General features: G+C 38.5%; 7 protein-coding genes. 5 read left to right on the forward strand and 2 right to left on the reverse strand.

All coding sequences use genetic code 11. The features are described from left to right. Nucleotides 1-3 precede the first annotated feature (3 nt). Nucleotides 4-1,878 (reverse strand): sensor histidine kinase, encoded by a 1,875-nt coding sequence (locus tag H1R81_RS08795; RefSeq protein ID WP_181840336.1) that lies wholly within the window; start codon nt 1,876-1,878, stop codon nt 4-6. Nucleotides 1,879-1,984: 106 nt separating this feature from the next. Then, on the reverse strand, nt 1,985-3,787 hold the full coding sequence (locus H1R81_RS08800; protein WP_181840337.1) for a histidine kinase: 1,803 nt from the start codon (nt 3,785-3,787) through the stop codon (nt 1,985-1,987). A 111-nt stretch (nt 3,788-3,898) separates the two neighbouring features. Between H1R81_RS08800 and H1R81_RS08805 the strand changes: the two genes are divergently transcribed. From H1R81_RS08805 to H1R81_RS08825, 5 genes are all read left to right on the forward strand, one after another. Next, entirely contained in the window at nt 3,899-4,165 is a 267-nt protein-coding gene (locus H1R81_RS08805) for a response regulator transcription factor (protein WP_229251084.1), read from the forward strand. 67 nt (nt 4,166-4,232) lie between these two features. Continuing rightward, nucleotides 4,233-4,556 (forward strand): LytTR family DNA-binding domain-containing protein, encoded by a 324-nt coding sequence (locus H1R81_RS08810; RefSeq protein ID WP_181840338.1) that lies wholly within the window; start codon nt 4,233-4,235, stop codon nt 4,554-4,556. Between the two features lie 45 nt (nt 4,557-4,601). Continuing rightward, nucleotides 4,602-7,946, forward strand: a complete 3,345-nt coding sequence (locus H1R81_RS08815) for a 3-coathanger stack domain-containing protein (protein ID WP_181840339.1) — start codon at nt 4,602-4,604, stop codon at nt 7,944-7,946. 82 nt (nt 7,947-8,028) lie between these two features. Next, a complete protein-coding gene (locus H1R81_RS08820) occupies nt 8,029-10,443 on the forward strand; it encodes a TonB-dependent receptor domain-containing protein (RefSeq protein WP_181840340.1) in 2,415 nt (804 codons plus the stop codon). Nucleotides 10,444-10,458: 15 nt separating this feature from the next. Further along, the gene (locus tag H1R81_RS08825; protein WP_181840341.1) at nt 10,459-14,844 is read left to right on the forward strand and encodes a LamG domain-containing protein; all 4,386 of its coding nucleotides are present in this window, start codon (nt 10,459-10,461) and stop codon (nt 14,842-14,844) included. Nucleotides 14,845-15,601 lie beyond the last annotated feature (757 nt).

The raw sequence follows: 15,601 nt of genomic DNA on the forward strand, positions 1-15,601 counted from the left end.
TTTTCAAATGGGTATCCTTATACTATGAGTCCAACCCTCATGGTTTATTGTCTCCCAACTCCCGCTTAGCCCTTTGATTCTTGCTTCAATGTTTTTCAAGCCTTTGCCCTCACTATTGTTTTCAAATTTTCCGACGCCATTATCTATTACCTGAAGACTTAATTGATTCGTATCTTTTGTTAAAGCTATTTTTGCCTCCGTTGCTTGCGAGTGTTTAAGAATATTATTAACCAATTCGAGACAAATAGTGTATAACTCAAACTCTGTCTTTTTATCTAACTTGCCAACATTCGTGGCTATATCTAAACTGAAGCTGATTTTTGTGTTGGCATTTAATTTTCTGATAAAACTCCTTAATGCTTCCTGTAATCCCTGTTTTTCAAATTCTTCGGGTAAGAGATTATGAGACAGAAGTCGCACTTCATTATAGGCACTTTCCAGCATTTCTTTCAGATTAGAATAGACTCTCTGTTCTTCGGGCAAAAGGTTTTTGATATTGATAGCTTCCATGGCCCATTTTAATGAAGACATTGTGCTGCCCAGATTATCATGCAAGTCTGCTGCTACGCGTTTGCGTTCGGTGGTTTGACCCTGTAGAAGTGCTGCCTGGAGTTTGGTGTTTTCCTGCATTAAATAGGTCTGTTTTTCTTCAGAAAGTAATTCTATTTCTGATATTGACTTTCGTAATGACTGGTTGGTTAATGCGAAATCATAGGCCAAGTAACACGATAAAGCAATAAGCAGGCTAAGTGTTTCTGCCGTGTACCATAAGTGAAACCATATACCGCTGGTTTTCGTGAATAGAGGTGGAGATAAACAAAAGGCACTTATGAAATAAATGATTGCTCCTGTTAATACAATTTTTGCCCCTCGCTTCTTCTCTTTTAAGGCCTGCCAGGTAATACGGATAGCGGCTATGCCCACTATTATAGGAGACCAGAACATATTCCAGTCATGACTCCATTCATATTTGATAAAGTAAGAAAATAAGCCTGATAAAATAAAACTAATAGCCACCCAGAATAAGATCTTACGGGATTCCTGAAATAGCTCATGTAAAGCAAAGATTAAAAACAAGTGAGAAAATGGTATAGCCAAAATAGCCGGAAGATTAAGAAAGGAGGCCATTTCAACATTATTAATATAATTCATTAATGATTGGAAAAGAGTATTCGTCAGAAAAGCTGAAAAAGCATATAAACTGAAATACAGATTAGCCCGATTTGTAGATTGAAAATAGAAAAAAGCAATATGTACTAAAAATAGAACAAACATAATACCTGTTCTGAAAGGGATAATTTCTCTGAAAATTCTTGTATCTTCTACAACTTTTGCCCGATTGATTTGCAGGTATTGCAAGGCATATATACGCCACCAGTATTTGAATGGTGAGATATGTGCAGGTACACGAAATCGTATAGCTATAACCTGTTCCTTTGTATCAGCAAAATGGATGGAAATAGGATAACCAATAGGGTCATAGCCTGACGTATTCTGGAAGTCAGATTTATTTTGCTGATAGTGGGGTATAAACTTTCCATTGAGGTATAACTCAGATGCCACTGATTGTCTGATTTGAAGAATCATAGGCTCATTAAGCAGAGAGCTATCTGTTCGGAAACGTATCCGAAGCCAGCCAACACCATTAGGTTTGATTTCAGGTATATCTTTTATATAAAGCGTGGGATTAATACTTTTCCATGCCGAATCATTAAATTCAGGTTTTCTCCAGTTTGGGTCGTCTCCAGAATGGTATTTCCAGCCGTTGACTAATAAAACGCCATTATTATACTTAATTCTATATTCTGTTTTTTGAGGTTGCGCAAAGGCGAAAGGTAATTGGAACCAAAGTAAAAAATGAAGGAGTATATTCTTCATGACTAAGGTAGTTTTGTTAAAAATTCATTATTAAACTCAAAATCCTAAAGTATATGTAATTACTCTATAATAATCTTCCGTGAGACATGGGTTTTCATAATAAGCACTAAAGAGGTATTACAATCATATTGCTTAGTCCCTCTCCGTCACTATTTTTGACTTCCCATTTCCCGTTCAAAACGTCTACTCTTGTCTGCACGTTTTTTAAACCCCGCCCTTCATGGGTATTCTCAAATTTCACTTTGCCATTATCGTTTATCTGAAGTGTAAGCAAATGCGGGCTTTTTGTGATGATGATGGCAGCCTCTGTTGCCTGCGCATGTTTTAGAATATTATTGACTAACTCTAAGCAAATACTATAGAGTTCAAACTCTGTTTTTTTATCTAACCTTCCTATACCCTCATATATATCTAAACTAAATCTGATTTTCGCATTATTATTTATTTTCCTGACTAAACCTTTCAAAGCTTCCTGTAATCCTTGCTTTTCAAATTCTTCTGGTAATAGATTATGTGATAAAAGTCGTACTTCATTGTAGGCACCCTCTAACATTTCTTTCAGATTTGCATACACTCTTTGCTCTTCGGGCAATAGATTTTGCGTATTAATAGCTTCCATTGTCCATTTTAATGATGACATAGTACTGCCTAAGGTATCATGCAAATCGGCAGCTACCCGTTTGCGCTCAATAGTTTGCCCCTGCAACATTGCCTCGCTTATCTCACGGTTTTTTTGTCTCAATTGTCTATTAGTTTTAATAATCCATAGAACCGCTACAATAGCCACCAATAATAAACCCAGAAGAAAGTAGGCAAGCATTTTTTGCTTTGCTATTTCTTGGTTCTTTTCCTTTAATTTTAACTGATTGATTTGTGCATTCTGTTTCTGAGCTTTGTATTCTGCCTGTACCTGCGCAAAGCGTCGATTCATATTTACTTCGGTCAGTGAATCTCTCAAAAGCGTGAATCTTTCATAGGCGAGGAGTGCCTCTTTGGGTTGATTTGTTGCTTTGCGGGCGAGGTATAGAATTTTAGCGGCCTCGCTTTCGCCATAAACAGTACCCATTTTGCGGCTATAAATTATTCCCTCCTGAGCCACCGATTTGGCTATACCATACTTTTGTTGAATCAGGTACAGCCGGGCCGTATGAAAGAGCAATTCGGGGATAAGGTAGATTTTTTTAGCTTTTTCAAGTTCGGTTCTTGAAAGTTTAAATACCTCTTCCGCTTTTTTATACTCTTTTAAATCAGTGAGCGCCTGTCCCAGATAATCATAGGCATATCCTAAAGAAGTAGGTGCTACAGCCTGATAGATTTTAATCCCTTCTTCAATTAACATTTTGGCTTTGAGTGGCTGCTTTAAATGAAAGCGATGTGCATCTCCATATTCTACAAAACAGTTTCCTCTCACAAAGGCGGCCGCCGGAAAGTTTTCTGATTTTTTTAAGCAGGCTTCATAATAGGGTAGGGCTTCGGTATAATTATCAAGCATGTCGTAGTTATTCCCCAGGGATCTGGCAAATACTATTTCATAATATCTGTCTTTTTGAGTTTCTGCCAGAGCCAGTCCACGTAAACCTGTTTCGATTGCCTCGTAATGACGATTAACCACATTCTGAATATTTGCGATAGTCTGATAAGACATTAGTAATCCTTTATTCCAATGCAGTTTAGCTGCGATTTTTTCTGCTTCTTGTGCATAGGGAAGCCCCACAGAGGGCTCGTCTGTCGGGATTTTCTTTTTAGCATATTCATTCAAAGTTACCACTAAGAGCGTATCCCGATGAAAAGAGATAACCTGACCTTTCAGTTGGGTAATAACAGTAGCCAGGCTATCTTCCGTTTGACCTACCGTCTTCTGATTGAAAGCCAATATTCCTAAAAAAAAACAGAAAATGTATTTTATCATTATTTAAGGTGTACGAATGTAAATACATTTAAAATTCTACTGTTTTCCTCTCATTTCAAAGCTGAATTCTTAAAAATCATGGTTTTCCATGATACGATTTCATGGCAAACCATGAAAAATTATTCTTTCTGCTTTTTAAAACTTTGTAGCATCAAAAAACACCCTATGCCTGATAAGATTACCAGCAGAGAAATGCAAATTCTGAATCTGATTGCTAATGAGCATACGATTGAACAAATCGCAGAAAAACTGCAAATCAGTATTTCAACCGTAGAGAGCCATCGCCGGAATATGTTCAGGAAAACAGGAGTAAAATCGGTAGTTGGTTTGATAAAAGAAGCCATCAAGCAAAACTGGATAAGTATTGAGTCTACCTGAAATCAGGAGTTTTAACTATATCATTCATAACAATTTTGCTCACTAAAATTAAATAACCCAAAACAACATGAAAACCATTGAAAATGCTACTGTTCATATCGGAGGGCGTCAGCACGTGAGTCCTCAAGAAGTAATTGTATTAATTGCCGAAATTAACTATACCATTGTCCATTTCTCTGACGGGCACAAAACCATTGTGGCTACTTCTCTTAAATATCTGGAAGAACGCTTTCATAATTGTAATTTTTTCAGAACTCACCGCTCTTATGTGGTCAATCTAAATTATATAGAAAAACTTCGACAAAGCTCAGTTCTGCTAAGTAACGGGCAGGAAATAGAAGTTTCAAGGCGTAGGAAAACAGACCTGCAAAAGGCTATGAACAGATTTTAGTTAAAATCAGCTATAGTAAATTTCAATTTTAGAATAACTCACTCTATGAAAAAAACATTTTTACTACTTGTTATATATTTTCTGAATTTATCGGTTTCCGCCCAGATAAACGAACTTGCCTTGCAAACAGCTATTATAGCAGATAGTTCAGATAAACAGTTTAAAAGCCCGATATCAGCTATTGATTTTTCGGTAGACAATAAGACTCCTATCATGCCTGATTTACCTGACTATGGTATAATAAATCCAACTACTGTTCATAGAACCCCATTGTTTAATAATATTTTATCTGGCGCTGCTGTTTATGGCCCAGACCGTTTACGACCAGGGAAAAACTACTATTTTATTACTTGTAATATCCCGGAGGGAACAAGGGTCAGAATAATAAGGACAGTTTTCAGAGATTTTTATCATTGGCGAACCGGAGGAGATTGTGGCACGCCTGATGACTATATTGAGTATGGAGGAGATACAGCAACGGTTGTCAAAAATGGAGATATTTATTATTTTAAGGTTAATTATTCGGGTTTTCCAGAAGGGACTTTACTCTATCATGGCATTGCTAACGAAAATTGTAATGTGAAAGAATATGTTTATTCTTACCGAATTGAGATTGAGCAATTTGGGATTTCTAAATTAATCTCTTTTTCGTCGCCTTATGAGCCAGAACATACCTCATTACCAGGTGGTAATTACCCCACTCCAACACTGCCTACTACTTTTTATGCCTGTGGTACCAGTGCTGTTCTGAGCTCGGGTTGTGGCGCGGGCTCATCTATATGGTCAAATGGTGCTACTACCAGTAGTATTCAGGTTACTGGTGGAACCTATTCTGTACAATGCCAGTATTGCAGTATTATAACTCCTGCAAGTAATTCCTGTACCGTTATACTTAATCCCATTCCTACTTCTCCTGTTTTTTCACTCGGCAGCTATTTAACTATTAATACAGGCAGTGATGTTTCTATTCAGGCAAGTTGTGCGAGTGGAACAGCCAAGTGGTATGATGCTACTAATAATGTATTGCATAATGGGAGTACTTATACTAAAACCAATATAACAGAGACATTTAGTGCTTATGTAGCCTGTGTAGCAAATGACTGCGAAAGTACCAGAAATACGACAACCGTATTTGTATCGAACGGTGTACAATCCCCTACATTATATGTACCTAATACTAAAATATGTAGGAGCGATACTAGGACTATCACAGCCTTGGGTTGTACAAATGGAGTTGTAAACTGGTATGATGCCTCTAATGGCGGTAACTTATTGGGTACGGGTCAGACTTTTACAACTCCTTTACTGACTTATAGTAATAGCGGTAGTAATTATCATTACTACTATGCTGATTGTACCATTAATAATACTACTTCTTCCAGCAGGAGCAATCAATACATTGTAGTGTATGAAATACCTGCCCCACCTGTTACCAATGATATGGTAGTTACACCGGGTTCAAATGCGGTAATTACAGCTTCTGGATGCTCGGGCACTATTTACTGGTTTGCTAACTCAACAATCACTCCAGAGTTATCTAATAAAACCTATTACATTACTCCTGCACTTACGGGCACTACTGTCTATTATGCTTCTTGCAAAGACGCTAATTGCGAATCTGGCAGAGTACCTGTAACAGTTACTGTAGATAATGCCATTACTCCAATTGTATTAACACCATCAGCTAATAATTTTTGTGCTTATACAATCGATAATGTGGTTATTACTGCCAGCAATTGTACTGGAATTGTAAGGTGGTTTGAGACCAGCAGCAGTAATACTTCCATTGAAACTGATACAGGATTACCCTATGAATATAGCTTCAATCCTTATGGTTCTACACGTACAATCTATGCCGATTGTGTAGTTGGAGGGGTAGCTACCAACCGCAAGAGTATTACTATTATTGTTAAATCTATTCCCGATGAGCCTGATATTTCTCCATCAACTTATTTAAATATCAATTCAGGTAGTAGCGTCCATTTATATGCCACTTCTTGTCCGAATGGTATTGTGAATTGGTATAATGCCTATGATGGGGGGAGTTTGATATTTACGGGCAGTCAGTACAATCAAAACAATGTCACTACAGATTTTACTTTGTATCCAGACTGTACGATAGATGGTTGTGCCAGTAGTCGAAATGAGGTAGAAGTAAATGTAATTAATTCTGTAGCAGCACCAGTAATACACACATCGAATAGAGATGTTTGTGGTAGTGCTGCGGTGGTTTTAACTGCTGTTGGTTGTTCCAATGGTACAGTTAAATGGTATGATAATTATCAGGGTGGGAATTTGTTAGGTACTGGCCAGGCCTTTACTACACCCATCTTAACTTATAATACTTCAGGCAGTAACAATTATTACTATTACTATGCCGATTGCACTATTGGCGACAATACTTCTTCCCGAAACAGTAAAACTATTTATGTCTATGCGGCAACTGGTACACCAGTGGGTAATAATATAACTATTGCCTGTAACGCAACTGCTACCCTTACTGCTTCGGGCTGTAATACGTCGTCACCACAGTATGAAAGTTATCGCTGGTATGCCAGTGCTACTTCAACTGCTTATCTTTCATCAGGTACTTCCTATACAACAGATAATCTGACTACCAATACTATCTACTACGTGAGTTGCAGAGGAAATGGCAACTGTGAGTCAGTAAGGGCACCTATATTGGTTACTGTGCAATGTCAGGCACCTGACGCACCTGTAATCAGTGCTAACACCTCTATTGTTTGCGCAAGTAGTCCAGTGTTACTTTCAGCAATAGGTTGTGCGGGCGGAATCGTTAATTGGAGTGATAACGGAACAGGTAGTAGCCGTACTATTAACCCTGCTAATACGCTCACACTCACGGCTACTTGTACTATTAATTCGCTCACAAGCGAAAACTCTAATATTCTCACTATTACAGTTAACCCTAAGCCTGTATTAGTTATTAACAATCCTGCGCCGGTAGCTCCACCATCTACCGTCAATATCACGCTGGCAGCAATCAGAGCTGGTAGCACGCTACCAGGTGGCACTACGCTGGGTTATTATATCAACAATAGTGGCACTACTGTTTTGTCAAACCCTTCAGCCATAGCAATTTCAGGTACCTATTATATAAAGGCCACTACCTCTTCAGGGTGTATAGATATAAAGCCTGTTATAGTGATAATCAATAACTGTAGTATTGCTATTACCTTGAGTAGTACACCTGATGATTACAACTCAGGAACGCAACTAAAGAAAACTAACGAGACTATTAATGCTGCCAATAAAGTTACCGGAACTGCCAATGTAACCTATCAGAGTAATAAGTCAGTAAGTTTAAACCCTGGCTTTACTGCTGATAACGGGACTATTTTTAAAGCGCTGATTGCAGGATGTAATTAATTCTTTTATCGTATTTTTTAAGAGATAATAAAATTTATACAGCTTCCATCACATAAGTCCTTGTCACTAAATACCGGTATCAATGAAAATGTTTTTTACCATTCTAATGCTCTGTTTTACTTTTGAAAGTGTGGCCCAAAGCCATATCATGGGTGAAATCAGAAGTAATGACGATAAGCCATTGTCTTTTGCTAATGTACTATTGCTTAAAACGAAAGACTCGTCTCTGGTAAAAGGAAGTATTGCGACTGAAAATGGATTTTATCAATTTGAAAACATTAAAGAAGGAACTTATTTTATAAGTGCGTCAATGATAGGTTATGAAAAAGTTTCAAGTGCACATTTTCAGATAGCGGCTTCTGAAAAAGAGCTTAGAATGACTCTGCTCATAGCCAAAGAATTAACAGCTCAATTAAAAGAAGTGGCTGTAAGAGCCAAAAAGCCCTTATATGAACAACAGACTGACCGTCTGGTAGTAAATGTAGAAAGCAGCATTACGGCTTCAGGGGGAACTGCGCTAGAAGTACTGGAACGCTCGCCTGGTATGAGTGTCAATCGCCAGACCAATGTCTTATCTATGAGTGGTAAGTCTGGTGTGATGGTCTTGATTAATGGAAAACTTACACGCTTACCTATGGAGGCAGTCATTCAGCTGTTAGAAGGAATGACTGCCAATACCATTGAGAAAATTGAACTCATTACAACCCCACCCGCCAGATATGATGCGGAAGGCGACGCAGGCTTGATTAATATAATCACCAGGAAGAATCTCAACTATGGAACCAATGTTTCATTGTCGGCCACTATGGGGTATGGTTGGTATGAACGACCTGCGGGAAGTGTTAATCTGAATCATCGTAGGCAAAAACTGAATTTATACGGAGATTATTCGTATATACGTAATCGTCATTGGGTGCAATATAGTACTTTTCGTTCTGTTACACAACCCGATGGGTTGTTGGAAACTAACCTTGTGGCCAACCGTTATCAGAAGAGCCCCGTACACACATCTAAAATAGGGTTTGATTATAACCTAAAACCTAATACAATATTTAGTGGTTTGATTTCAGGTTTTCATAATACAAACAGACAGCATATCCCATCAGTGTCCCATGTTTATCTGAATAATAAGATGATTACCGAAAACAAAGTTGGCATTAACGAAGCTAATGTATGGGAGAATGCTATGGTGAATTTGAGTATGAAGCATAATTTCAGGAACAAACTTGAGTGGAGTATTGATGCCGACAGGTTGTATTATAGAAACGTTGATCCAACGTATTATCTGGCGGAATCGACAGATTTGAGGAGCAATAATCTGGCACAACAAGAGTTCAGAGTTAATAAAGATACGCCCATAAAGTTATGGGTCATTAAAACTGATTTCGCCAGGCCTTTTCTTAAAAACAAATGGGAAACCGGAGCAAAGCTGACCTCAACAAATTTGATGAATGAAGTCTTAATGGAAATCCATGAAGATAATCAATGGCTTACAGAGTCTACTTTTAGTCAGCAATACAAGCTTACAGAGCGAATCGGGGCGGTTTATAGCAATTTTACCACACAGCTTTTTAAGAAAGTTACACTTCAGATTGGTGCAAGATATGAACATACGCAGACTGATATTAATACCCTTGCGAGACAGTCATTGGTAAAACGGAATTATGGCAATTTCTTTCCGAATGTATCGGTCTCAGATAAAATCAGTAAAGACCATACTTTAAACTTCTCTTATGGACGGCGCATTACCAGACCTTCGTACAAGGATTTGGCTCCATGGGTTATTTTTGCAGATCTTAACACTTTCTTTTATGGCAATGAGAACTTGCTTCCGACTATTTCAGAAGTACTGCAAAGCAGCTACGTACTGAAAGAAAAATACATTTTTTCGTTGCGATACAGTTATGATAAAAATGCAATTGCTACATATCTCCCGCACATTGATGCAGCCAATAATCGGGTCAATTTCTTTCCTGAAAATATTGATAGACAACAGACGCTGACTTTTACTACAAGTATACCTGTCACTTTTACCAAATGGTGGCAGACACAAAATAGCTTTACAGGATACTGGCAAAAAATAAAAACTGTTTTTCAGAATGCTCCATTTAATCGCACTATTTGGAATGCGCAGTTCAATACCTCCCATTCGTTCAGATTGCCCCATGCAATGATGGGAGAAATGCTCTTCTTTTATAGAAGTCCTTCATTGAATGGTATTGCCAGAGTCGCAGCAACCGCCGAGCTTTCATTTGGTTTGCAGAAGACTCTGTCAAAAAACGCAGGGACATTGCGCTTAAATATCAATGATGTTTTCTGGACAAACCGGGGTCGCTCAAGTAGCCGGATTGAGGCTATCAATCTTAATGTAAGAAGCACATTTTTGCGAGAGCCCCGTACCACAAGGCTTACCTATAGCCGCTCTTTTGGTAATCAGAAAGTAAAAGCTTCTCAAAAACGTATGACCGGCTCAGAAGAAGAAAGACAAAGACTCTAATTAAACAACCTACTCATGAAAAAGACATTTTTATCCATTCTAATCATCCTTACGAGCATCCACATATATGCTCAGGTACCCGCCCGTCCGGGTGCATTTGTCAATCCTGTTACTTCGGTTTGTAAAGGGGCTGCAGGTATCAGTTTTACGGTCAACCCACCAGCAAGTGGGGCAACTCCTACTTCCTATGAATGGTCGCTGACCGGAGGAGAAAATATTGGCACAATCAATGGATCTGCTACTTTTCCGGTAAATGTAACCTCGCCTGATGGTGGTCGGACTGTTACTATCAATTTCGGGAACCCTGAATACATTGAAGACATCACCCTATCCGTAAGAGCCAAAAATGCCAGCGGTGTAGGCTTACCCAGAGAGCTAAGTATTCATTTGAATCCCATTCCCGGGCTTCCTGTCCTGAATAGTCCGATGATTAATGCAGGAAACTTTGCCTCACTTACCGTTTCCGGTTGTGCAGGAACTGTGAACTGGTATAAGGCAGAAAGTATATCTCCGGCTAATTTGCTTGCTTCCAGTACATCGACATTTATTACCCCTATTCTTTATGAAAACATTTTTTACTATGCCAATTGTACCTCAACTTCAGGATGCGTTGGCCCTCTACAAAAAACAATGGTGCATGTAGTACCAGGCAAAACCGATTGGGCAGTTTCAACCATGCACCCTCCGGGAGAAGTACCGGGAAGAAGTACTGCGACCGAAGGAAGGATAATCAAAATGGATGCAACAGGCAATAGCTATATTGCCGGAACAATGATTAACTCTTTTGATTATACGAATAATGGAATTACGACAACTGTGGTATCGGCACATCCGGGTGATGGGGGTAACGAACTCTTTGTGATGAAACTGAGCCCGACAGGAGCCTTTCTTTGGGCAAAATCATTTGGTATGCAAACTTCTTATGATGCGATTATTGATTTGGATGTTGCAACTGATGGATTTGTCTATGTGAGTTCTGTTCATCCTGCACCAGGAGAGGGCATACCTAGTAATTTTAAATATGATGGAACATCCTACCCAAATGTGCATTGGAGAGGGGGCTCTCTTATTAAAGTAAACAATTCAACCGGTGCTTTGGTATGGGTAAAAAATCAGAATGAGAATAATAGCGGATTTATCACAGGCCCAAGAAGTGGAGAGGTAGAAATTAACGCAACGCGCCTTTTTGCGATTGACCACCAGATAGCTGTCGCTCAGGACTTTAATCAGCCACGTCTATTTGCTTCCCTGCTTACAACACTTGATGCAGATGCAGGCAATGTAATGCTTAATTCTCAAAAAGAATGGACGCTGGATGGGGGTTGGCTTAGTACTCATGGAAATATACCTGCGTTTAAGTGGTTTAAGCAAATTAAACTAATTAATAATGGCAATAGTATGATAGTAACCGGAGCAGCTGGGGATAATTACGATAAAGTATTTATATGCAGGATAGATAATATTAATACAGCAAATCCGACTATGGCCTGGGCCAAGATGCCTGATGTGAATGTCTTTAGTGGTGACCAATTGGGCATAACAGTAGACAATAGTGGCAACGTATATGCCATTTGCAATAAATCTTTTGATTCAAATTCACCTACTACCACATTTACGTTTGCCGGAGAGAATTTTAATCTGGGCTATAATTATGTCAGTGGATTTATCTTAAAATATGATGCCAGCGGGAATGAAGTATGGGCCATGAGATTATTTGCTCCTTCTTTTGGTAGTGGAAATGGTTTTGAGGCAATTAATAGCGACGGCATGAATATATATTTAGTGAGTGGTATGCAGTTTTTCCCGAGCTATACTCGTTATTATACTTTGGGTGATAAAATCGGAGGGACATACGCACTATGGTTTGCGAAAGTAAAGCCGGATAAAACCTGTGAGTGGATTTATGATATTTTTGCTGATGGAGGGGGGGTAGTCATGGCAGCCAACGAAAATTCCATTATGCTCACCGGGAATGCGAGTGCACAATTAAGTCCCGATTTAACTATTCCGCTATCTGGCCCATTCAATGGGATGTCTGTTGTAAAGTTTATTCCTCAGAATAATTCCTGCAAGCCTGCTCAACCGGGCAATTTTACTCAAAGTAGTAGTAATATATGCAAAGGGCAGGTGAATGTGCCTTATACAGTGCCTAATGTATCTGGTGTAAGCTATCAATGGTCTTATCGTGGTACTGGAATTACATTAAATGCCACTTTTGGTAATACTATCACCTTAAATGTTGAGGCCAATGCCACCTCTGATACGCTTTATTGTGTGCCTTTTACTGAATGCGGTGCAGGGCCTGCACGGAAAATTTTTCTGAATGTGAACCAGAATTCTCCTACTGCCACGCTTTCAGCGGCTTCAGAAGTTAATTTTATTGCTAATGGGAAAGCCTCATTGAATATAAACTTTACCGGAACAGCTCCCTGGAATATGACCCTATCTGATGGATCTTCTTATACCTCTTCATCAAATACTTTATTAATCAATAAATCAGGCATTACAGCCAGTACATTGTTTACTATCAATTCATTAAGCGATGCCGCTTGTCCGGTAGGATTTTTTTCCGGAGAAGTGTATATAACAGCACCCAGATGTTTGGACAAAGCCTTGCTAACTTCAGATGGCTCTTATAGAAATGTGGATGGGTATAACTATAATGGAGATAAAGTTGTTTCAGGGGCTGTATCAGGACTTTCGAATGAAATAACAGTAGAAATGTGGATTTATCCCTTTGATAATACTTATGCGTCTTTTTTTGGAATGGCAAGTCTCGGCTTACGCATTAATGGTGGTCATCTTCAAATTCAGGGGACAGTCATGCCAAATGTTTCGATTGAAAGTAAAAAGTGGACACATATAGCAGTTTCTACCCTACCTGCCACTGGTAAAGCTTTAGTTTATAAAAATGGCGTTTTTATGGGTGAAGTAATAGTTGGAACATTTAATTTTAATAATTCAGATTTCTCTATTGGCAATGACCATGGCGTTGATGTTTATTTTAAAGGAATGATTGACGAGTTCAGGATATTTAATTATTCATGGACAATTGACGACATCCGTAATTTTATGAATGGGAATACTGCTGGTTATGAAGAAGACCTGAAAGTATATTATAATTTTAACCGGACAGGTACAGGGCCGGGATTAAACGTGACCAATATGGCTACTAGCGGAGCCTCGGCCAATGGAACTACGCAAGGCCCTACAGTTACCTTTAAGAATATTTGTACAGTTCCTGCACAACCGCAAAGTATTACAGCTGGCCCAGGTACTTTCTGTAAAAATTCGTTAGCCTATTTTTATGTGCCCGATTCAACTTTTTTAAATTATCAGTGGTCTTATAGCGGAACCGGGGCTACACTAAAACCTAATCGGAATACACTAACACTTGAATTGGGCGCAAATGCTACTTCAGGTACCGTAACGGTGTATGCTGTTACCGCTAGTAATGTATCTCCTGCAAGAATATTTGCCGTTGCAGTAGGTAATTGTGAGCAATCTCATTGTCGTAAAAATGTTGTAAAATTTGATGGAAACAGTTTGGTGTCATTTGGTTCTATCGCAGCATCTTCAATTCCGCAGCGTAGTATTACTTTTTGGATGAAACCCGATTCATATTCAGATGGCACTACTAAACGTGGCATTTTTTCTAATTCCTGGGGTGGAGAAGGCCTTTGGCTGAATTTTGATAATAATGGTAATTTAGAATTTAATGGACAATATTCATGGTGGACTACCTATTATCCTACAAATATTACCTTTTCGAATGAATGGCAACTTATTGCTATTTGTAATAATGGAGAAAACTTATATATCTATAGAAACGGAGAATTAGTACATTCTAATGTAACAGGTGTTCATTTTATTGCTGGTATGGGAACTTTGATTGTAGGTTGGGCTCCGGGTACACTAGGCTTTGATGGTGAAATGGACGACTTCGCCATTTGGGATAAAATGCTAACGGCTGATGAAGTCCGTAATTTATATCAATCACGCTATATTTCAGGGTTGGAAAATAGTATCCGGGCATTCTATAATTTTAATGCAAATACAGGGCAAGGTAATGACATCACTGTGTTAAACAATGCAGTTGCAACCTCAGGAAACTATAATGGTATTACATCAGGCAATGAAAGCAATGTAAATTTCCCGGCTTTTATCGGTGCTTCTGATGAAAGCCTCGTAGGAAATAGCGGAACTGTCGCCGGAACTATTCTTAATCAAAAAACTTATATAGCTAATCAAACACTGACAGCACCTCCATCAGGACAAGCCAATATAATTGCTACAACAGCTAAAGTTAATTATCAGGCAGGTAAATCGGTAACCCTTCAGCCTGGTTTTCAAACACAGGCAGGAGCCGTATTTAAGGCACAAATAAAAGGGTGTTATTAAACTTTCGTAAAGTTGTCAATAAACATGAGCCATTCTTCTGAAATTCGGGATGGCTCATGTTTTTGCTATAGCTTAAGGTATGTAAAAAGCTTTAATAAATTTAAACTACTATTGCCAGATTTATGAATGAGTACATCTCCTTTTTTTTCGAATGATTCTAATAATACTTCTACGTCATTCATACTCTTTAGTAGCGGAGTATGTTTACTCCTTTCTCGATTACCGAGCGTTGGTTCATCAATCCCTGGCATTTTACTAAATCTTTTCCGGCTTACACCTCTCAAATATCCATACATCAGGGGACACGATTTGAGTTTTTAGATATATACAAAGATTGAATGCCATTTTGTATAAGAACCTATATTATTCCAGAATCAGGACAGGTATTGTTGGTTTTTTTCCTGCCACCAACGAGGCTATAGGGGCTGAACAGGATATAATCATTTACTGCACTTATCCCGGTAAAGCGGGAATCTCTTTGCGTTTAAAATAAGAAAAACGTCTGTTATAGATGGTAAAAGCTCTGGTAAATGGGAAGCAATTGCGGAGCCTATCCAAAGGTTATAAAAAATAACTATTGGGAAATAATTATTCTAGTCTCGATCCATGATAAACTATAAACTCTTTTAGAAAGAGTCAGCACTCATCAAAGCGCCTCTTTATTTTACTAGTCATATGCTAACCACTTTAACCCCTCTATAAATAGTGGCTCACAAAGTAATATTGACATAAAAAACCATTTCTAAAGCTAATTTGC

This window comes from Emticicia sp. BO119, assembly GCF_013912375.1.
GTDB lineage: Bacteria > Bacteroidota > Bacteroidia > Cytophagales > Spirosomataceae > Emticicia.